Origin of the sequence: Serratia sp. BW106, assembly GCF_002607755.1 — a bacterium.
In the GTDB taxonomy this organism is placed as follows: Bacteria; Pseudomonadota; Gammaproteobacteria; order Enterobacterales; family Enterobacteriaceae; genus Serratia; species Serratia proteamaculans.
Genome location: NZ_MCGS01000003.1, coordinates 40,965 through 61,243, shown reverse-complemented (window position 1 = coordinate 61,243; position 20,279 = coordinate 40,965). Strand labels below are relative to the sequence as shown.

The following is a 20,279-nucleotide window of genomic DNA, read 5'->3' as shown; positions in this document are numbered from 1 at the left end:
GAGGTTGACAAGCGATAAGAATTTCAGCCAGCATAAAGAAAAACTTATGGCTAACTCTATGCGCAACCGACTGCCGCTTAATGCCCTGCGGGCGTTTGAATCCTCCGCCCGTCACCTGAACTTTACCCGCGCCGGGCTGGAACTGAGCGTCACCCAGGCCGCCGTCAGCCAGCAGGTGCGTACACTCGAACAACAGTTGGGTATTCAGCTGTTCCGTCGCTTGCCGCGCGGGCTGGATCTGACCGAGGAAGGACAGGCGCTGCTGCCGATATTGACCGACGCTTTCGACCGCATTGAGTCGGTACTGCAACAGTTCGAAGGCGGGCATTTCCATGAGGTGTTGACGGTGGCGGTGGTCGGCACCTTTGCCGTCGGCTGGCTGATGCCCCGGCTGGCGGCGTTCAGAGAGTCACATCCGTTTATCGATCTGCGGGTGTTAACCAATAATAACCTGGTTAACCTGTCGGCCGACGGAATGGACTTCGCTATCCGCTTCGGTGAAGGCCGATGGCCCGCGACCCACAACCTCAAACTGTTTGACGCCCCGCTGACGGTGCTGTGCCCACCGCAAGTGGCAGAGCAACTTCACACGCCACAGGATCTGCAACACCAACTGCTGATGCGCAGCTACCGCAAGGACGAGTGGGAACGCTGGTTTGCCGCAGCGCAGGTGACGCCGTGGCGGATTAACGGCCCAGTGTTCGACTCTTCCCGGCTGATGGTAGAAGGGGCAATCCACAGCGGTGGTGTGGCGCTGGCTCCGGCACGCATGTTTGCCCGCGAGCTGCGGGTAGGCCTGTTACAGCGCCCCTTCAGCGCAGAAGCCGACCTTGGCGGCTACTGGCTGACTCACCTGAAATCACGCGATATGACGCCGGCGATGAAAGTGTTTGTTAGCTGGATCCAGCAACAGGTCGAGGATGAACAACAATGAGATTGAGATCAGGCCGAGCCACGCTTGATCAATACCGGCGGCAGAATCACGTTTTGCGGCGGTAACTCGGCGTCGGCGATCCGCTGTAGCAAGCGTGAGGCGGCACTGCGCCCCACTTCTCGTGCCGAGCTGGAAACCAGCGTCAGCGGCGGTTCGGTCAGTTCGGCCTCAGGCACATCGCCAAAACCAATCAGCGCCACCTGCTGACCGTAGTAAGTGTCGACGCCTTCCGAACCGATACTGCGCCCGCTGCGCACGATGCCAAAGTAGGCACCCAACGCCACCGACGCCTTATGGCAGACCAGTGCGCTGATGTTCGGGTGCTGCCGCAGCAGGTTTTCCGCTGCTTCTGCCGCCGCCCGCTGATGACAGTCACACTCGACAATCCAGTCGGAGCGGAAAGGCAGGCCATACTGCACCAGCGTGGCACAAAAGCCTCCCAGCCGTTCGGCTCGGGTTAAAGAACTGCTTTGCCCGCCCAGATAGGCGATTTGGCTGTGGCCGCGCTTGATCAGGAATTCGGTGGCCATCTTGGCGGCCTGCATATTGTCCGGCCGCACCACATCGACCCCTTCCAGGCCATTCGAGCGTGCAGCGCACACCAGTGGCACACCCTGCTCTGCGGCCTTCTCCTTCAGGCCCTCGGCCGAGCGTATGCCACCCGCCAGCACCATGCCGTCAACCCCATGCTCCAGCAGCGTATCAAAACAGCGCATCAGCCCCTTGCCGTCGCGACCGCTTTGGGTCAGGAACAACACTTTGCCGTGCGCCTCCAATACCTCGCTCAGCCCGGCGGTCATTTCCGCATAAAACGGCTCGCAAATATCACGCAGGATCAGGCCAATCACGCCCGACGCCCCACCGCGCAGCGTCGCCGCCTGACGGTTGCGTACGTAGCCCAGGCGTTCAATGGCGTGGTTCACCCGCGCCACGGTAGTGGGTGAAATACGCCCTTTGCCGCTCAGCACCAGCGAAACGGTGGTGACCGAGACACCGGCCTGCTGCGCGACATCGGTAATGGTGATCTTTTTGATGGTCATGACCTCTGCGAGCCCGATCCTGGGCATTCTGCATCTTGCAGCAAATGGTATACCGAATCTGTTTGGTCAGTAAAACGTTTTACTGGTCTCGTCATTGTCACCGCAAAGTGCGCGTCGGAATTGTGATTAGTGGCGCATTTTTAGTAGGTAAAACGTTTTATCTTATTTTTACCTAACAGGGGTACACACCACTTTCGCACGTTTTTCCGCCAGGAGCCGCCGGTTATGCCAGCACCTAAAAAACAAAAAATCACGCTCTGGGAGTTTTTCCAGAGCCTGGGCAAAACATTTATGCTGCCCGTCGCCTTGCTGTCGTTCTGCGGCATCATGCTGGGTATCGGCAGTTCACTGAGCAGCCGGGATGTCATCACCCTGCTGCCGTTTATCGGCCACCCTGCCTTCCAGTTGCTGTTCACCTGGATGAGCAAGATCGGCTCCTTTGCCTTTAGCTTCCTGCCGGTGATGTTCGCCATTGCCATTCCGCTGGGCATGGCGCGTGAAAACAAGGGCGTCGCCGCGTTCTCCGGCTTTGTCGGCTTTGCGGTACTGAACCTGGCCACCAACTTCTACCTGACCACCACCGGCATTTTACCTACCACCGATCCGCTGGTGCTGAAAGCCAACAACATCCAAAATATCCTCGGTATTCAATCGATTGATACCGGTATTCTGGGTGCGGTGATCGTCGGTATCATCGTTTATAAATTGCACGAGCGTTTCCACACCATCCGTCTGCCGGATGCACTGGCGTTCTTCGGCGGCACCCGCTTTGTGCCGATCGTCACCACCGTGATACTGGGTTTGTGTGGCCTGGTGATCCCATTGATTTGGCCCTGGTTTGCCGCCGGTATTACCGGGCTGGGCTGGGTGATCAACAGCGCCGGTGCCTTTGGGCCGATGCTGTTCGGTACTGGCGAACGCCTGCTGTTACCCTTCGGCTTACAGCATATTCTGGTGGCGCTGATCCGCTTTACCGAGGCGGGCGGCACGCTGGACGTCTGCGGCCATACCGTGAGCGGTGCGTTGACCATCTTCCAGGCGCAGCTTTCCTGCCCAACCACCACCGGCTTTGCCGAAAGCGCCACCCGCTTCCTGTCACAGGGCAAGATGCCGGCCTTCCTGGGTGGTCTGCCGGGCGCGGCGTTAGCCATGTATCACTGTGCCAAGCCGGAAAATCGCCACAAGATTAAAGGCCTGCTGATCTCCGGCGTAGTGGCCTGCGTGGTCGGCGGTACCACCGAACCGATCGAGTTCCTGTTCCTGTTTGTCGCACCGTTCCTGTATCTCATTCACGCGGTCCTCACCGGGTTGGGCTTCACCGTGATGGCCCTGCTGGGCGTGACCATCGGCAACACCGACGGCAATATCATCGACTTCGTGGTATTCGGTATTCTGCACGGTACCGCCACCAAGTGGTATCTGGTGCCGATCGTCGCCGGCATCTGGTTCGCCGCCTACTACGCCATTTTCCGCTTCTCCATTCAGCGCTTTAATATCAAAACGCCGGGCCGCGAAAGCGAAACCACCGCCAGCCAGAGTGCACCCGTTGGCCCGGTCGGCAAATCCGGCTATAACGTTCCGGCCATTCTGGCGGCGCTGGGCGGCAGTGAGAATATTGTTTCGTTGGATAACTGCATCACCCGCCTGCGCCTGTCGGTCGACGACATGAGCAAGGTGGATGACGCAGCGCTGAAGGCCAATCGCGCCATTGGCGTGGTACACCTCAATGAGCACAATCTGCAGGTGGTGATCGGCCCGCAGGTGCAATCGGTGAAAGATGAATTAGACTCACTGATAGCGGCAGCGCTTCCTGCTGCGGCCCTGCAGGGAGCGTCAAATGTTTGATTTTTCCACCCCGGTCGATCGGCACGGTACCTGGTGCACGCAATGGGATTACATCGCTGACCGTTTTGGTCACGATGACCTGCTGCCGTTCACCATTTCCGATATGGATTTCGCCACCGCACCCTGCATTCTCGAGGCGCTGCAACAGCGCCTGCAGCATGGTGTGCTGGGTTACAGCCGCTGGCAGCACGAGGACTTTCTCGGCGCGGTGCGCCACTGGTATCAGCAGCGTTTCAATACCCCCATAGACACCCATATGGCGGTCTATGGCCCGTCGGTGATTTACATAGTGGCGCAATTGATTCGCCTGTGGTCGGCACCAGGTGAATACGTCGTCACCCACACCCCGGCCTATGACGCTTTTTATAAGGTGATCCTCGGTAATCAACGCCAACTGCTGGCCTGCCCACTGCACAAGGACGGCAACGACTGGCAGTGCGATATGGCCCACCTGGAGGCGTTACTGGCGCGGCCGCAAACCAAAATTCTGCTGCTGTGCAGCCCGCACAACCCGACCGGCAAGGTATGGCGTGCGGAAGAATTGCAGCAAATGGCCGAGCTGTGCGAACGCCACGACGTGCGGGTGATCAGCGATGAGATCCATATGGATATGGTCTGGGGTGAGCAACGTCATACGCCCTGGAGCCAAGTTGCCACCACGCCCTGGGCACTGCTGACCTCAGGTTCCAAAACCTTCAATATCCCGGCGTTGACCGGGGCCTACGGGTTTATCAGCGATGATGCCGCGCGTGAGGCCTACACTCAGCAACTTAAGGCCCGCGACGGGTTGTCTTCTCCGGCAGTACTGGCGGTTGTCGCGCATATTGCCGCTTATCGCCACGGCGAGCCCTGGCTGGACGCACTGCGCGACTACCTGCAGGACAACCTGACCTACGTTGCCGAGCGGTTGAATCAGGCGTTCCCGATACTGAATTGGCAACCGCCACAGGCCACTTACCTGGCCTGGATCGATCTGCGCCCGCTGGGCATTGACGACCGTCAGTTACAACAGGTGCTGATCGAGCGGGAGAAGGTTGCCATCATGCCGGGCTTCACCTACGGCGAAGAAGGCCGTGGCTTCCTGCGGCTGAACGTCGGCTGCCCGCGCAGCAAGGTTGAGGCCGGTATGGACAAGTTGATTAACGGACTGAAAGCCGTCTCAGAGGAAAGATAAGATCGTGGCTCCTCGCTGACAGGTGGAGGAGCCGGTATTATTAAGGGATTGTCGGTTGTGAAGCGGACAGCGTCGAATACAGGAAGGTCAGGTGTTCACAGGCCAGCGCCTGAGCCCGTTCCGCATCACCGTCGATGATCGCCTGCAGAAGCTGTTGGTGATGTCGATCGGTCTCATCCCAGTTCTGCTTATCGCGGCGGATCGTATCGGCCGCATCCAGCACCGAATCCTGCAACACCGAGTAAAAACCACTCATCACGCTCAACATCGCCTGGTTATGGGCTGCCTCAATAATGCCCAGATGGAATTTTGCATCCGCCCTCGCGGCCTCCTGCAGCGTTCCTTGCGTATAAGCCCAGGCCAGTTCCTGATAAAGCTGGCGCAAATGTTGATGCTCCTGTGGCGTACTGCGCTTGGCGGCATAGAACGCGGCGGCCCCCTCCAGCAAACGACGAAACTCCAGGATATCCAGCCGTACCTGAGGATTGGAAATCAGCAGGTTGCTCAGGGGGGAAGCGAAGGCATCTTCAAACATGTCGGCCACCTGCAGACCATTGCCCTGCCCGCCGGTCAACAACCCTTCGGCCTGCAGCTTGGTCAGCGCTTCACGGATAGGTGGACGGGAAACCCCCAGTTGATCTTCCAGCTCGCGCTGAACCGGCAGCCATTCACCCGGCTTGATCCGGCCGCTGACGATAGCCTCCTTGAGCGCTTCATAAACCAGCATGGCTAACGTGGCGCCTCGTTGCCGGTCGCTACGTTGGATCGGGGTAAATAACTGTGCTGACATCATGTCGCTCCTGTTTTATCTATTTAATTATCATACATCACGGCAGGAGCCACAAGCACGGGGCCATTAAGCGGAAGGTGGGGTTAACGACTGGCAACCAGAATAAAATAATAATTGATTAACAGTAATGTAAAAATTGGCGTCATATACAAATGTAATTTTAACATGAGCCATCCAGCGTCAAAGTTTGGGCCTGATGATTAAAAAACCCCCACGCCGAACGGATATAGCGTGGGGAGAACCTGAATGGCAGGCAGGGATTAAATTTTAGGCCCGTAAGTATGTATATCCATGGTGCGGTTGTAGTTGATGGCTTCCGATTTGGTTAGCTCACCAGACAATACCCGCATGAATGCCGTCAGGGTTTCTTCTGTCACCTGCTCAATCGACTTGTTGCCCAGAATGATCTGCCCGGCGTCAATATCCATATCGTGAGAAAGCTGCTGATAAGTGCGCGGGTTGCCGCAAATTTTCAGCACCGGGACAATTGGGAAGCCCTGTGGCGCACCGCGGCCAGTAGAAAACACGATGCCCTGCGCACCGCCGGCAGCAATACCGGTCAGGATTTCCGGCTCAAACCCCGGCGAGTCTTTAATCCACAGCCCCTTGCCCGGGACCACATCGGCGTAATCCAACACCCCTTCAATAGTGCGCGAGCCCGACTTATTGATCGCACCCAAGGATTTTTCCTCAATGGTGGATAACCCCCCGGCAATGTTGCCCGGCGTTGGCTGACCGTTACGCATGTCTACCCCAACCGCCATCGCCCTTTTCTCCATGGCATCAACGATTTTATAGATACGTTGCCCCACTTCTGGCGTACGGCCACGGCGGGCAAGAATATGCTCGGCTCCCATAAATTCGGTCGTTTCACCAAACAACACCGTGCCGCAGGCATCCACGATGCTGTCTGACATCTGGCCGATGACCATGTTGGACGACAGTCCGGAGGTGGTGTCTGAGGAACCGCATTTGATGCCCATCACCAAATCTTCCAGGCCAGCCTCACTACGCTGCTGGGCCGAAATGGCAATCGCCATCTTCTGCACCAGATCAATACCCTGCTGGATGGCGCGACTGGTGCCCCCCAATTCCTGCATCACGATTTTTTCTACCGGGCGACCGGTAGAGGCTATCTGCGCCACGATCTCATCGGCGTTAGAGCCTTCACAACCGAGGCTGATCACCAGTGCTGCACCGACGTTGGGATGGGAGCCCAGACGGCCCAGAGTTTCGGTCACCAGGCTCAGATCGGGCATCAATTGACAGCAGCCGCAGTGGTGCAACAAGGCTTTCGACATCTGGGTGTTATACACAATGGCTTGAGCAATTTCGGTGACGCAGACGGTCGCAGGAATAATTGCTACGATATTACGTGAACCTACCTGGCCATTTTCCCGGCGATAACCAAACCATTTAAATGAATTATTCATTATAATATCTCCTAATAACGGGAAGCGCGGGTGTGAATAACCTGACCGCCATGATTAATATCACCACGACCGTACTGGCTTTCCAGATTATGGGTGTGCACATAGTCACCGATAACTATGCCTTTAGTGGCTATCCCCAGGCTTTCCCCGTATTTCAGCACTTCATCACCCACACTTAATTTCGCAACGGCGATCTTGTGACCGAAAGGAATGTCCGCACCCGCGGTGATCTGCTGAGTATTCCCTGATTTGTCTTTTACTGTAATAACATCGCCGTTATGTACATCTTCCAATACGGTGGCAACGCTATCGCAAGGCATAATTTTTAATGCCAAAACCTTTGACTGTGACATTTTCAACCTCGTTTGAAGTAATTACTGATATTGTTTGGCCGTCTGGCGAGCAGAGCGTTTAGCCAGCAGCGAGACCACCAAAGGACATAAAATGGCGGTCACTATCACCGCAGATGAAATTTGGGCCGCCGCTACCGCCGCCAGATGCGTAAAACCGGGGGCCACCTGAGCTACTACGGCGGGAAAGGCGACCGACAACCCCGCAGTAGTCCCAATGGCAGCGCCAATGGCCGGCTTGGTGTCGCGAAAGAACAAGCGATAGCCGAGGAACCCCAACCCGCCGGTGACTACCAGCGTAATCAACCCCAAAACGATGCCTTGCACGCCCGCCGCCACCAACTGGTGAAAGTTAAGATTCATCCCCAGCGACCAGGCGAAGAACGGCACCAGGAAGTTCTGCCCTTTGGTCAGCATCTCCTTCCAGTCGTCATCCAGGTTGCCGAGAACGAAACCGACAATCATCGGGAAGATCACGGCAAACAATGCGCTATAGGGCACGCTGATCAAGCCGGAAGCCCCCAGCGCAATCAGCGTAAAGAATGGGCTGCAGCCGAGCAGCACCGGCGCCAATGCGCCCACATCAGTGTTATCGCCGAATTCGCCGGCCAGGCCCCCGAACAGCCCACCGTTGATCGCCGTCATGGCAGGAATTAACGCCAACGGTGAAATACCCAGCAGGCCTTTAACGCCGTAGAAGTGCGCCACAATTAGCCCAATAACGATACCGGACACCACTTTAGCCACAAAGAGTACCGCCCCTTTCTCCAGTGGACGCCCGACTTTGCGTACGTTGATGCCGGCGGCGGCACACAGCAAATACAGGGCAATCAGCGGTGAGGAGCCAAACACGAACAGTTGCTCGGTAAAGCCGCCAATGCGCAATGCATGGGGGTAAAAGGTGTTCAGCAGCGCCGCCAGCAATAATGGGATCACCATCATGCCACCGGGGAAACGCTGCATGGTTTTCATAATCTTCATTGGAACCTCATAGTGTCAGCCTGCTTATTCAGGAGTAATAGAGGCTGGCGATGCGGCGTGGTGCGTTGTGCTTGCCTCATGGAATTCCATGGTATACCAAGTTATACCAACAACTTTGATCTGCATCATGGTTGCAGTGCGAAAGAGGTAAACAGGATGGCTTCAAGTGGGTGGAGATGAGAGCGGAACGCAGAAAATTAAGTCAAAAAAAGCCGCCAACCACCGCGACAATGAGAAAGGTACCGATGGTTAAAAAATCTTCCGGCGATGGCATCATTTTGGTGATACACCTTGAACGAACCCCACCTCGCTGAACTGAGCACATTGATCAATTAATTCCGCTGCGGTTTTCCCGGTCTAAAACGCACTGCGTGAACACAAGTCAACTTTCAGGGACTTCAGTTGCACGGCTTCACGCAGTGCTCCCGTTAACGAGCGGTTAGCGTGACCTGCGGGATCTCCTCCAGGTGGTGATACACCTGCAGCCCCCACTCCCTTGCCAGCAACAGATCCTTATCCGCACCGGCGGAAGCCCCCTCAATGCGATACACCGCCTGACACTGGGCAATCAGCCGATGGGCCACCGGATAGAGGTATTCCTCGCTAATGGCATCGCCATGGCGGGTTGAGCCTGCCGCTGCCGCCAGCGGTAACGCCAGCCATTCGCCAATCACCGGTACATGCCCGCGTTGGTATACCTCAAGCGCCGCCTGCTCCAGACGTTGCAGGTTATCGGCAATGCGCTGTGCATCGCCATCGGTACCGCTGCGGTAAGGGCCGGCAATTAATATCAGTTGAGCTTTCATAGCGCATTCTCCAGGGTGTGATTCAGGGCGACAAACTGCAACAGCATGATGGTTTTGGCATCGACAATACTCCCCTGAGCAATGGCGCTCAGCGCCTCCGCCAGCGGCAGTTCAATCACCTCGAGATCTTCGCCCTCCGCTTCCACCCCACCGCCGTCGCTGACCCGCCCGGCGGCATGATACTCGCCGACAAAGAAGTGCAGCTTCTCGGTAACGGAACCGGGGCTCATATAAGCTTCAAATACCTTTTGCACGTTTTGCACCCTATAGCCGGTTTCTTCCTCCGCTTCCACACGGATACGCTCTTCCGGCGAAGCGTTGTCCAACAGACCGGCGGCGGCCTCGAGCAGCATGCCGTCGTGACCGTTGACGAACACCGGGAAGCGAAACTGGCGCGTCAGCACCACCGTTTGCGCCTGGCGGTTAAACAGCAAAATGGTAGCACCGTCGCCGCGATCGTAGGTTTCACGGCTTTGCCGCTGCCAGACGCCATCGCGACGTAAAAAATCAAAGGTGGTTTTTTTCAGCAGATACCAGTCATCGGACAGCACCCAGGTTTCGATAATACGAACCCGATCTTTAGTGGCGATCATGTTGGTCAACTCCACAACCAGGAAAGGAAAGCGATACTATCGTGCAATTTCGTGTATGATCAAGATATTTCGTGCAGAGTAAATTTAACGGGAGAACGTCATGCTCACCAGCCAACGTAAAAAAATCATTCTGGAAAAACTGGCCCAGGACGGACAGGTGCTGGCCAAACAGCTCAGCGAGATGTTCGGGTTGTCCGAGGATACCCTGCGGCGTGACTTGCGTGAGCTGGACAGTGAAGGCCTATTGCAACGGGTGCACGGTGGCGCGTTGCCGGTCTCTCCGGCGATTGCCACCTTCGCCGAAAGAAACGGGCAGGAATCTGCCGCCAAGCGCGCCATTGCCAAAGCCGCAGCGGCAATGATCGCACCCGGTCAGGTGGTGATCATCGACGGCGGTACCACCTCCGCCGAATTGGTGAAACAGCTTCCCGCCACGCTGGAAGCCACTATCGTCACCCACAGCCCCAGCGTGGCGGTTGGCCTGGTGGAGCACCCAAAAGTGGAAGTCATTCTGATCGGTGGGCGGCTGTACAAACACTCGATCGTCAGCGTGGGCGCGGCAGCGGTGGAAGCCATGTCGCACATCCGCGCCGACCTCTACTTTATGGGCGTGACCGGCGTGCACCCGACCGCCGGCCTGAGCACCGGCGATCTGGAAGAGGCCTACATCAAGCGCGCTCTGGCGGCGCGGGCAGCCGAAACCGTGGTGTTGGCCTCTGCCGCCAAGTTGAATGCCGCCTCGCAGTATGCGATTGGCGATATCACGCTGGCGCAGAGTATTATTGTCGAACGTTCGACCGACGCCGCGCTAACGGCCCCACTGGAACAGGCCGGGTTGACCGTTATCAAAGCCTGAGTGGTATCCTGAATTAAATAACGTAATAAATACGCGGTTATTAATCTTCTCCGCGTATTTATTACGATTAATCTCCGCGAATCGGATAAAAATGCGAGAGAAATCACACTTCGTTAAACTTATTTCCTCCCAGCCAATCATTTTTCCCCTTACTAATAATCCCACGGCAATATAGATGTAACATGATGATTATTAATAAATAGTCGTTTTAACGCTGCTGAGGTACTTAAATTAAAATGAGATCTACTTCTCAAAAACATTACCTACCACCAGTCTGTCAAGGTCAATCACGGAAATATTTGTGAGTGTTTTGTGATGTCGCCTGCAAATTTTAGCGATGCCAAAAATGACAATGAGCTCCACGGAACAGATTGGAGGCCAGTATATGAAAATCGGTGTGGTAATAAGCGGCGGCGACGTCACCGGCATCAATAACTTTATTTTCCAGGTCGCCAGACTGGCGCAGGCCGATATCGTTCTGTTTAACGGCGGAATACCCGGATTATTGGCTAATCAACATCAATCTGTCAGTCAGCGCGACCTGGTTGATTACTCTATTTCATCGATGCCGATAATGTCTTCCGGCCGCACGGCCAAGAAATTGGTGTCCGGTGAATATGAAACCATCAGCAAGCAGCTTAAAACCTTACACATTGAAGTGCTTATTATGGCCGGTGGCGACGGTTCGCTGCAGTTTTTAAATACCCTCAGCGAATTTGGCGTTAACTGTTTTGGCGTGGGCATGACCATCGACAATGATGTGTTTGGCAGCCATTACAGCATTGGCTTTTCCACCGCCTGCGAGCAGGTGATCAAAGAGGTCTCCAAGCTGCGCAACACCGGGCGCGCCCTGCCCGGACGCGTGTTTATGATTGAACTGTTGGGCGGCTACTGCGGGGAGCTGACGCTGCAGGCGGCGATCAAATCCAATGCCGACTTTGCCCTGATCCCGGAATGCCAACATGCCTTAAGCCAGTTGGCAGAGAAAATATCCCAGCGGCTGGAACAACAAAATAGCGTCATTATTTTATGTTCCGAGGGATATACAAAAGAATATTCGCCCGGCTTTCAGGGTGCCATTGACACCATGATTAAACAGCTTGAACCAAAAATTGGTGTACGCATCCGCAAAACCATTATGGGTTATGGTTTGCGCAATGGCGATCCTACCTGTGAAGAGATTTATCAGGGAACCATTATGGCCAGCGAAGTGGTTCGTTGTATTCATTCCGGCATGAAAAACAAAGCCATTATTATTAATGCCAGCAACCAACCCATTCCGATTGATTTAATCAGCATGCAAAAACGATTGATTGATACCGAAGGACACCATTACAAACTCGCCAGGCAATTAAATATAATCTGAGGAGATACCCATGCTTAAAATACTGTGCGTATGTGGCTGTGGCCTCGGCTCCAGCTTTGCCATCGAAATGAGCGCAAGAGCGGTGCTGAAAAAATTAGAGATTGAGGCAGACATTGATCACACCACTATCTCTGAGGCCAGCGCCTTTAAATCAGATATTATTCTCACCCAAAAAACCTTCGCCGATATTTTAAATGCCGATGCCAGCGAAGAGGAAAAGAAACGGGTAATTATTCTCCACCGGCTCACCGATAAAGTGGAAATTGAGCAAAAGATCGTGGCCTTTTTAAAAGAGCGCGACATGAAGGAAAACCACCATGAATAGCCTGATTGACTTTATTGTCAAAGACCTGCTCGGTCAGGCTTCGATCCTGATCGCCTTTATCGCCATGCTGGGGCTAATACTGCAGAAAAAATCCACCGGGAAAGTGGCCGAGGGCACCTTTAAAACCCTGTTGGGCTTTCTGATCATGATGGCAGGCATCAACATTATTGTCGGTGCCCTGACCTACCTGAACAGCATTTTCACTCACGGCTTCGGCATGACCGGCTACATCACCGACGTCGCCGCCATTGCCGGCCTGGCCAACCGTGAGCTGGGCTCGGAAGTGGCGATGACCCTGATGGTGATTTTCGCGGTGAATATCATCATTGCCCGTATCACCCCGTTCAAGTACATCTTCCTGACCGGCCAGGCGTTGCTGTGGATGGCCACCATCGGGGCGGTGATCGGCTACAAGGCTGGCCTAACCGGCCTGCCGCTGATCCTGACCGGCGGCATCTTTGGCGGCGTAATGGCGGTGTTAATGCCGGCATTGGCCCAACCGGTGGTGCGCAAAATCACCGGGTCGGATGAGGTGGCGCTGGGGCACTTTTGCACCATTGGCTATCTGGTTCAGGCGGCAGTCGCCAAGGTGGTTGGTAAAGGTTCCCGCTCAACCGAAGATCTGGAGCTGCCCGACAACTTCAAGTTCCTGCAGGATACCTACCTGTCGATGGCGGTGGTGATGATCCCGATGTATCTGATCCCCGCGCTGGCGGCCGGTCCGCAATATATTGCCCAATATGCCGGCGGTATGAACTACCTGATGTACTCCTTTATGCAGGCCATTCAGTTTGTCGCCGGGGTCTTTATTCTCTACAGCGGCGTGCGCCTGCTGCTTAATGAACTGGTCCCCGCCTTTCGCGGTATCGCCATGCGCATCGTGCCGGACGCCAAACCGGCGCTGGACTGCCCGGTGCTGTTCCCGTACGCCCCTAACGCAGTGATCGTCGGTTTCCTGGCCACCACCCTCGGCTCCATCATCGGCATGATCGTTTTCCCTATGTTCGGTCTGGCGATGATCCTGCCCGGTCTGTTGACCAACTTCTTCGCCGGCGGTACCGCAGGCATCTTCGGCAATGCGCTTGGTGGCCGACGCGGCGCCATGATCGGCGGCGTAGTCCACGGCCTGTTTATCACCTTCCTGCCGGCCATTCTGGTGCCGATGCTGGAGAGCTACGGCTTTGTCGGCGTGACCTTCAGCGACTCCGACGTCATCAGTAGCGGTCTGGTGATGGGCCATGCCTTCCAGGGCAACTGGCTGTTCATCGCCCTGTTCATCGTCTTCGTCACGCTGATTGCGTGGTTTGTTAACGGTAAATCAACCAAACACCATGAGGAAAAAGTCCATGAAACTCTATAATTTCAACGAGCTGTTGTCCGTGGCCAAAGCGCGTGACTTCAAGGCAATAGGATCATTCAATCTCCACTGCCTGGAAATGCTGCCGGCCTTCTTCAAAGCGGCCAAGGACACCCACAGCCCGCTGATGATCCAGATTTCGACCGGCACCGCCGAGTATCTGGGCTACAAGCTGCTGGTTGATTCGGTGCGCTCACTGGCAGAAAGCGAACAGGTGCCAACCTGCCTGCACCTGGATCACTGTGCAGACATCGCCTCTATCGTTACCGCGATCGACGCCGGTTTCAGTTCGGTGATGTATGACGGTTCACACCTGGAAATGGACGAGAACATCGCCAATACCCGCAAGGTGATCGACATTGCACGCCAGCGCAATGTGTCGGTTGAGGCCGAATTGGGCGCCATCGGTGGCTCGGAGGACGGCAAGGCCGTGACGGAAGAAGACATCACCTTTACCACGGTGGAAGACGCCAAACGCTTTGTCGATGAAACCGGAGTCGACATGCTGGCCGTTTCGGTCGGTACCGTTCATGGCATGTACACCGGCAAGGCACATATTCAGCACCAGCGCCTGGCGGAAATCACCGAAGCCACCCAAACCCCGCTAGTGCTGCACGGCGGTACCGGGGTCAGCGATGAGGATATGCGACGCGCGGTGGCCGGCGGCATTGAGAAGGTCAACGTCGGTACCGAGATGAACGTGCAATGGGTCGGTCGTTGCATGCAGACATTTGAAAAGGGCAAGGTGAATGACAGCGTGCGCAAATTCCTGATCCCCGCCAATAATGCCGTCACCCAGGTATTAACGGAAAAGATCGGCCTGTTTAAATAATTACTGCCCCGTTTTCTTTTTAATATAACCCTACAACCCTGGTGCCCCGGCGCCCGTCGGGGCTGGAGAATACTATGCTTGATTTTATGAAATTGAAGCGAAATAAAAAGGCCGCGCCCGATGTGCAAAATGATGATGAAGCCAATGATATATCAGCCGAAATAAGCTTATTGGAGCAGCAGTTGGCGGCCACACCGACCAATAGTGAAATACATAAAATCTTAATGTTGACCTATAATCGGGCATTAAAGATTTATGCCAAAAATAAAAACCATCGCCAACATATCGATACGGTTTTTATCAAGATTGACGAGCTGCGCAATATTATCAGGAAGTCTCTTTGAGGGAACATGATGACCATTAAACAACTGTTGATCGAGGCCGGCGCAATACAGGTCGGCGTGCAGGAAACGGACTGGAAAAAAGTGATTGAGCTGGCGGCGCAGCCTTTGGTCGAGAACGGTTATATTCACCCCTCCTATTATCAGGCGGTGATCAGCAATACGCTGGCCCATGGTGCTTATTATGTGTTTGACGAGGGTATTGCCATCCCCCATGCGCGGCCGGAGTGTGGTGTGATCAAAAATTGCTTCAGTATGGTATTGCTGGAGCAGCCGATTACCTTTCAGGACAGTGAAAAGGCTGACATCGTCATCCTGTTCGGCGCGACGGACAGCAACCGACATATTGAAGAAGGTATCCGGGCGATTGTCGAGTTGCTCGATAATAAACAACGGCTCGATAAGCTGCGCGCCGCCAAACTGTGGCAAGAGGTGGTAGAAATCCTATGACTGTGCTCACTGACAGCGGTGGTAAAACCGTTATTTTGGTTAATGGCATTCCGGCTTCTGGCAAGAGCACCCTCGCCCGTGCGCTGGCGCAGCACTTTGGTTTGCCTTATCTGAGCCTCGACGGCATCAAAGAGCCTTTTATGGCCCGATTGGACAACGTGGATCGTGAGCTTAACCGTCGGCTTGGCTACGCCGCCTATCAGGCGCTCTGGTCGACGGTGGCACAGGCTCCGTCGCGCTGTATCTACGTTATCGATGCCTGGTTCGGCTTTCAGCCCAGAGAACTGTTGCGTCAATATCTGCGCGAAGCGGGCGTGGTCCAGGTTTTGGAGGTGTGGAACCAGATCTCCGCTGAACTGGCGACCGATCGCTATGCTGCCCGTATTGGCCAGCGCTCTGCTGGCCATCCCGGCGCAGAATACTTGCCTGAGCTGCGGGTGCTGGCCGAACGCGCTATGCCGATGGCCATTGGTCCGGTGATCCGCGTTGATCAAGCACTGCCGCTGGAGATCGGCAAGATTGCAGATTGGCTGGCACTGCACGGCGTAGCCGATAACGGCGATGAAAATATCACTAAACTGAGGGTGGGTTGATGAGGTTTGGCCGCCGTTTGCCTGCCAGGTCGCGGGGGTATTTCTCTCCCGCACTCGCCTGAAAATGCGGCACCACCCGCAATTAATGTGATTTTCATCACTTTTTTATGCAACGAAATGGCAATTTTCATCATTTTGTTTTTATACTGATCTGCACTTTACCTACAACAAACTAACGAGTGCACATCATGATTGACTCCCGCCTACCGCTGACCGACATCCACCGTCACCTCGACGGCAACATCCGTGCGCAAACCATTCTCGATCTGGGCCGTCAGTTTAACCTTTCCCTGCCTGCCGACGAACTGGAAGCGCTGCGTCCACACGTGCAAATTACCCATGCCGAACCGGATCTGGTCAGCTTTTTACAAAAGCTGGACTGGGGCGTCGCCGTGCTGGGCGACCTGGAAGCCTGCCGCCGCGTAGCTTACGAAAACGTCGAGGATGCGGCCAACGCCGGTCTGCACTATGCCGAACTGCGTTTCTCGCCGTATTACATGGCGATGAAGCACCAGTTGCCGGTGGCTGGGGTGGTAGAAGCGGTGATTGATGGCATTCGTTCCGGCTCCCGTGATTTTGGCATTGATGTGCGCCTGATCGGCATCATGAGCCGCACCTTCGGCGAAGCGGCCTGTTTGCAAGAGCTGGAAGGCCTGCTGGCGCACCGCGATGGCATCACCGCGCTGGATCTGGCCGGTGACGAACTGGGCTTCCCAGGTGGCCTGTTCCTCAACCACTTCAACCGCGCCCGTGACGCCGGATTACGCATCACCGTACACGCAGGCGAAGCGGCCGGTCCGGAAAGCATCTGGCAGGCGATCCGCGAGCTGGGCGCCGAGCGTATCGGCCACGGGGTGAAAGCGATTGAAGATCCGGCGTTGATGGACTTCCTGGCGGAGCACGGCATTGGCATCGAGTCCTGCCTGACGTCCAACATTCAGACCAGCACCGTACCTTCACTGGCACAGCATCCGCTGGCGAAGTTCCTGCGCCACGGCGTCATGGCGTCGATCAACACCGACGATCCGGCGGTTCAGGGTATCGAAATTGAACACGAATACCGGGTGGCAGCACCACAGGCCGGGCTGACACCGGCGGAGATCCGCACCGCTCAGGAAAACGGCCTGAAAATGGCTTTCCTCAGCGAGCAGGAAAAACAGGCTTTGCGCGATAAAGTTCGCGGCTGATTGCATTGAAAATGGGCGCGATTTAGCGCCCATTAACGTTGTCTTGAAGGCCGAGATACCCGGGCCTAGCGCACCGAGGGGCTATTATGGGACACATCCGTGTGTCCCACCCTCCGGGCCGACTGAAAGTCGTTCCAATTTGCTCCCGGCAAATTGGTCGGCAGCTAAAGCTGCTACGACCCCTTCGGCACGCTCTCCCTAATAACGAGTTACTCAGTTCACTGGAAACAATAATACCGCGCCCATTTTTTACTTTGCCGTCAGCACTTCTGCGCGCTGTTTGGCGGTTTTGCGCGCATAGCGCTGTGCCAGCACGGCGCACACCATCAACTGTACCTGATGGAATATCATCAACGGCAGCACCATCGCACCCACCGCCGCCGCCGGGAACAGCACGTTAGCCATCGGAATGCCGTTCGCCAGGCTCTTTTTCGAACCGCAGAACACAATGGTGATCTCATCCGCGGTATTGAATCCCAGCCAACGTGCAGCATAGGTATTGATAATCAGCACCACCGTCAGCAACACCAGGGACATCACCAGAATGGTCAGCAGCGACCAACCGTCAATCTTGTGCCAGATGCCTTCGACCACCGCGGCGCTAAAGGCGGTGTACACCACCAGCAGAATCGATGACCGGTCAGTGAGATTAATCAGCTTGCGGTGGCGATCGACCCATTTACCGATCAACGGCCGTGCCAAATGCCCCACCACAAACGGTACCATCAGTTTCAAAATGATCGAACCAATGGCGTGCAATACATCAGTATCGCCACCCTGAGTATGCATCAGCGCGCCCACCAGCAACGGCGAGAGGAAAACGCCGAGGATACTGGATGCCGAAGCACTGCAGACCGCTGCCGCCACGTTACCGCCCGCCGCCGAGGTAAAGGCAATGGCTGACTGAACCGTCGCCGGCAGCGCACACAGGTAGAGGAAACCCATATACACCGTCGGTGTCATCAGCCCCGGCACCATCAGATTCATCGCCAGCCCCAGCAGCGGGAACAGCGCAAAGGTGCTGAGAAACACCACCAGATGCAGCTTCCAGTGGCCCATCCCGGCGATAATCGCCTCACGCGACAGCTTGGCGCCATGCATAAAGAACAACAGTGCGATGGCGGCAGTGGTCAGGCGATCAAAGAAGGTTTTCCATACCCCTTCACAGGGGAAAACCGAGGCGACGATCACCACCAGAATCAAGACCAGCAAAAATTTATCAATGCGCAGACGTTGCAACCAGGACATGGATCCGGATACCTCGATAAGTTAGGCGGGTTCGGTCAGCCGAACCCGGATAAGCAGCCTGGCGGTCAGGCTACCGGCAGCGCCTTTTGCTGTTTGGCAGACTCAATGCCCAGCTCGATCAATTCCATCACCTGGATGGCATCGGCGGCCGGCACCGGGTTTTCACCCTCACCGTTAATCGCATCGCGGATTGCCGCGTAATAAGCGGGATAATTGCCCGGAATACTCAGCAGCGGTTTTTCCGCCAGCACGCCATCACGTGACAACGTCACCACACCGTCGCGCATGTCGTAACCCCAGTCAGCCTGCGGCAGGCGCTCACCTGCCTTCAACCGGTCTTCCTGCGGATCCAGGCCAAATTTGATAAAGCTGCCCTGGGTGCCATGCACGATATAACGCGCGGTTTCTGCCGCCGCCAGCACCGTGCCATGCAGCACCACCCGACGTTGACCGTAGTTAAGCACCGCGTGGAAATAGTCCACCGACTGTGCGCCCGGACGCAGTTCGCCCAGATCGACAAACAGCGTTTCCGGCTTGCCGAACAATTGCAACGCCTGATCGATCAGGTGCGGCCCCAAATCGTACCAAATCCCGCTGCCCGCGCCGCCCAGCTCACGCCAGCGCTGACGCACCTCCGGCCGGAAGCGATCGAAATGAGACTCGAAGTAAACCACCTCGCCGAGCACGCCTTCTTTCAGCAGCGCCTTGAGCGTCAGGAAATCACTGTCCCAGCGACGGTTGTGGAATACCGACAACAGCTTGCCGCTCTGCTCCGCCTGGTGTTTCAGCTCCTGAGCCTGTGACAACGTCACGGTAAACGGTTTGTCCACCACCACGTGCTTACCGGCGGCCATTGCCTGTTGTGCCAGCGGGAAGTGGGTATCGTTGGGGGTAGGAATGACGATCAGATCGATAGAGGGGTCGTTAAACAGCGCCTGCGGATCGCTGACCACCGTCATCGACGGCCAGTCGGCGTGCACTTTACCGGCATCACTGCTGGAAACGGCAGCCAGCTCTACGCCTGGGGTGCCGACAATCAGCGGCGCATGAAAGGTTTTGCTGGCATAGCCGTAACCGACCAGCCCAACCCGAATTTTTTCTGCCATGGTGTTTCCTCTTACTGGCTCGCAATAGACCCATCAGATTTGACACCATGACGCAGGCAGGAACAAGAAGTAAATTTAATGTTAATTGGTGACCGTCATATAAGGCTGATCGCGCTGATTTCTGGCGGGATAATTTATCTCCAGGCTGCGGCGCCGGAAATCACTCGGGCTGACACCCACCCGTTTGCGGAACACCCGGGAAAAGTAGAGCTGATCGTCATAGCCCACCACCCGGCCGATAGTGGCGATCGACTCCTGTGTGGTCTGTAACAGCAGCTTGGCGCGGATCACCCGCTGGTCTTCTCGCCAGCGCAGAATATTGATGCCCACCTGCTCACGGAACAGATGCGCCAACCGCGATGGCGACAGGCAGACATGGCGTGCCACCTCGTCAATTCGCAACTCGCCGGCCAGATTGCCGGTAATAAACTGGCAGGCTTCGATCACCCGCGGATCCATGATTTTCTGCGGGCTGAGCGGATCTTCTTCCATCGCGCGCAGCAGCAATCGTTCCAGCAGGTTCATCCCCAACTCTTCGGCAAAGCGGCGGCCGGAACGCTGGGTCTGTTCGATATTGGCAAATAGCCGGTCAAACTCCAGCAGCAGGTTATTGTTTGGCAGAGTCAACCGCCCCACCTCATGGGTTTTGCTGTGCCATTCCAGCCAGTCGGC

Annotated in this window: 22 protein-coding genes; 12 read left to right on the top strand and 10 right to left on the bottom strand. The window is 55.8% G+C overall.

All coding sequences use genetic code 11. The features are described from left to right. Positions 1 to 46: 46 nt before the first annotated feature. Positions 47 to 934: a LysR family transcriptional regulator gene (locus BEI65_RS01910; protein WP_198404387.1), complete on the top strand. Its 888-nt coding sequence runs from the start codon at positions 47 to 49 to the stop codon at positions 932 to 934. Between the two features lie 8 nt (positions 935 to 942). On the opposite strand, the gene BEI65_RS01905 is transcribed toward BEI65_RS01910, so the two are convergent. Beyond that, the gene (locus tag BEI65_RS01905) at positions 943 to 1,974 is read right to left on the bottom strand and encodes a Mal regulon transcriptional regulator MalI (protein ID WP_099061871.1); all 1,032 of its coding nucleotides are present in this window, start codon (positions 1,972 to 1,974) and stop codon (positions 943 to 945) included. Between the two features lie 225 nt (positions 1,975 to 2,199). On the opposite strand from BEI65_RS01905, the gene malX reads away from it, so the two are divergent. Both malX and BEI65_RS01895 read left to right on the top strand, forming a co-directional pair. Beyond that, positions 2,200 to 3,819 carry a maltose/glucose-specific PTS transporter subunit IIBC gene (malX, locus tag BEI65_RS01900; protein WP_085116642.1) on the top strand — a complete coding sequence of 540 codons (1,620 nt, stop codon included), beginning with the start codon at positions 2,200 to 2,202 and terminating at the stop codon, positions 3,817 to 3,819. Then, positions 3,812 to 4,993, top strand: coding sequence for a MalY/PatB family protein (locus BEI65_RS01895; protein ID WP_099061870.1), 1,182 nt, complete (start codon positions 3,812 to 3,814; stop codon positions 4,991 to 4,993). The genes malX and BEI65_RS01895 overlap by 8 nt, the downstream gene beginning before the upstream one ends. A gap of 40 nt (positions 4,994 to 5,033) precedes the next feature. Here BEI65_RS01895 and BEI65_RS01890 read toward each other — a convergent pair whose 3' ends face one another. From BEI65_RS01890 to BEI65_RS01865, 6 genes are all read right to left on the bottom strand, one after another. Beyond that, on the bottom strand, positions 5,034 to 5,786 hold the full coding sequence (locus BEI65_RS01890) for a FadR/GntR family transcriptional regulator (RefSeq protein ID WP_099061869.1): 753 nt from the start codon (positions 5,784 to 5,786) through the stop codon (positions 5,034 to 5,036). 257 nt (positions 5,787 to 6,043) lie between these two features. Beyond that, on the bottom strand, positions 6,044 to 7,216 hold the full coding sequence (locus tag BEI65_RS01885; RefSeq protein WP_099061868.1) for a UxaA family hydrolase: 1,173 nt from the start codon (positions 7,214 to 7,216) through the stop codon (positions 6,044 to 6,046). A gap of 11 nt (positions 7,217 to 7,227) precedes the next feature. After that, positions 7,228 to 7,569, bottom strand: coding sequence for a UxaA family hydrolase (locus tag BEI65_RS01880; RefSeq protein ID WP_198404386.1), 342 nt, complete (start codon positions 7,567 to 7,569; stop codon positions 7,228 to 7,230). A 21-nt stretch (positions 7,570 to 7,590) separates the two neighbouring features. Beyond that, positions 7,591 to 8,547: a 2-keto-3-deoxygluconate permease gene (locus BEI65_RS01875; protein WP_099061867.1), complete on the bottom strand. Its 957-nt coding sequence runs from the start codon at positions 8,545 to 8,547 to the stop codon at positions 7,591 to 7,593. A 428-nt stretch (positions 8,548 to 8,975) separates the two neighbouring features. Next, positions 8,976 to 9,353, bottom strand: coding sequence for an NUDIX hydrolase (locus tag BEI65_RS01870; protein WP_099061866.1), 378 nt, complete (start codon positions 9,351 to 9,353; stop codon positions 8,976 to 8,978). Beyond that, positions 9,350 to 9,946 carry an NUDIX domain-containing protein gene (locus tag BEI65_RS01865; RefSeq protein WP_099061865.1) on the bottom strand — a complete coding sequence of 199 codons (597 nt, stop codon included), beginning with the start codon at positions 9,944 to 9,946 and terminating at the stop codon, positions 9,350 to 9,352. Before BEI65_RS01865 ends, BEI65_RS01870 begins: the two co-directional genes overlap by 4 nt. Positions 9,947 to 10,046: 100 nt before the next feature. Between BEI65_RS01865 and BEI65_RS01860 the strand changes: the two genes are divergently transcribed. The 9 genes from BEI65_RS01860 (at position 10,047) to add (ending at position 17,253) form a co-directional block, all read left to right on the top strand. Next, positions 10,047 to 10,802: a DeoR/GlpR family DNA-binding transcription regulator gene (locus tag BEI65_RS01860; RefSeq protein WP_099061864.1), complete on the top strand. Its 756-nt coding sequence runs from the start codon at positions 10,047 to 10,049 to the stop codon at positions 10,800 to 10,802. Between the two features lie 385 nt (positions 10,803 to 11,187). Beyond that, positions 11,188 to 12,168, top strand: coding sequence for a 6-phosphofructokinase (locus tag BEI65_RS01855; RefSeq protein ID WP_099061863.1), 981 nt, complete (start codon positions 11,188 to 11,190; stop codon positions 12,166 to 12,168). Positions 12,169 to 12,178: 10 nt separating this feature from the next. Further along, on the top strand, positions 12,179 to 12,493 hold the full coding sequence (locus tag BEI65_RS01850; protein WP_085116639.1) for a PTS sugar transporter subunit IIB: 315 nt from the start codon (positions 12,179 to 12,181) through the stop codon (positions 12,491 to 12,493). Beyond that, positions 12,486 to 13,853, top strand: coding sequence for a PTS sugar transporter subunit IIC (locus BEI65_RS01845; protein WP_085116638.1), 1,368 nt, complete (start codon positions 12,486 to 12,488; stop codon positions 13,851 to 13,853). The genes BEI65_RS01850 and BEI65_RS01845 overlap by 8 nt, the downstream gene beginning before the upstream one ends. Further along, positions 13,840 to 14,682, top strand: a complete 843-nt coding sequence (locus BEI65_RS01840) for a class II fructose-bisphosphate aldolase (protein ID WP_099061862.1) — start codon at positions 13,840 to 13,842, stop codon at positions 14,680 to 14,682. The genes BEI65_RS01845 and BEI65_RS01840 overlap by 14 nt, the downstream gene beginning before the upstream one ends. Before the next feature lie 74 nt (positions 14,683 to 14,756). Next, a complete protein-coding gene (locus BEI65_RS01835; RefSeq protein WP_099061861.1) occupies positions 14,757 to 15,026 on the top strand; it encodes a hypothetical protein in 270 nt (89 codons plus the stop codon). A 9-nt stretch (positions 15,027 to 15,035) separates the two neighbouring features. Beyond that, complete coding sequence (locus tag BEI65_RS01830; protein WP_099062076.1) at positions 15,036 to 15,473, top strand: PTS sugar transporter subunit IIA; 438 nt, start codon at positions 15,036 to 15,038, stop codon at positions 15,471 to 15,473. Beyond that, positions 15,470 to 16,066 (top strand): AAA family ATPase, encoded by a 597-nt coding sequence (locus BEI65_RS01825; RefSeq protein ID WP_099061860.1) that lies wholly within the window; start codon positions 15,470 to 15,472, stop codon positions 16,064 to 16,066. Before BEI65_RS01830 ends, BEI65_RS01825 begins: the two co-directional genes overlap by 4 nt. A 188-nt stretch (positions 16,067 to 16,254) precedes the next feature. After that, the gene (gene add, locus BEI65_RS01820; RefSeq protein ID WP_099061859.1) at positions 16,255 to 17,253 is read left to right on the top strand and encodes an adenosine deaminase; all 999 of its coding nucleotides are present in this window, start codon (positions 16,255 to 16,257) and stop codon (positions 17,251 to 17,253) included. 249 nt (positions 17,254 to 17,502) lie between these two features. On the opposite strand, the gene BEI65_RS01815 is transcribed toward add, so the two are convergent. The 3 genes from BEI65_RS01815 to araC form a co-directional block, all read right to left on the bottom strand. Further along, positions 17,503 to 18,501: a bile acid:sodium symporter family protein gene (locus BEI65_RS01815; protein WP_099061858.1), complete on the bottom strand. Its 999-nt coding sequence runs from the start codon at positions 18,499 to 18,501 to the stop codon at positions 17,503 to 17,505. A 65-nt stretch (positions 18,502 to 18,566) separates the two neighbouring features. Further along, a complete protein-coding gene (locus BEI65_RS01810; protein WP_099061857.1) occupies positions 18,567 to 19,607 on the bottom strand; it encodes an oxidoreductase in 1,041 nt (346 codons plus the stop codon). Between the two features lie 81 nt (positions 19,608 to 19,688). Beyond that, a partial coding sequence (gene araC / locus BEI65_RS27075; protein WP_232518954.1) for an arabinose operon transcriptional regulator AraC occupies positions 19,689 to 20,279 on the bottom strand: 591 nt, incomplete at its 5' end.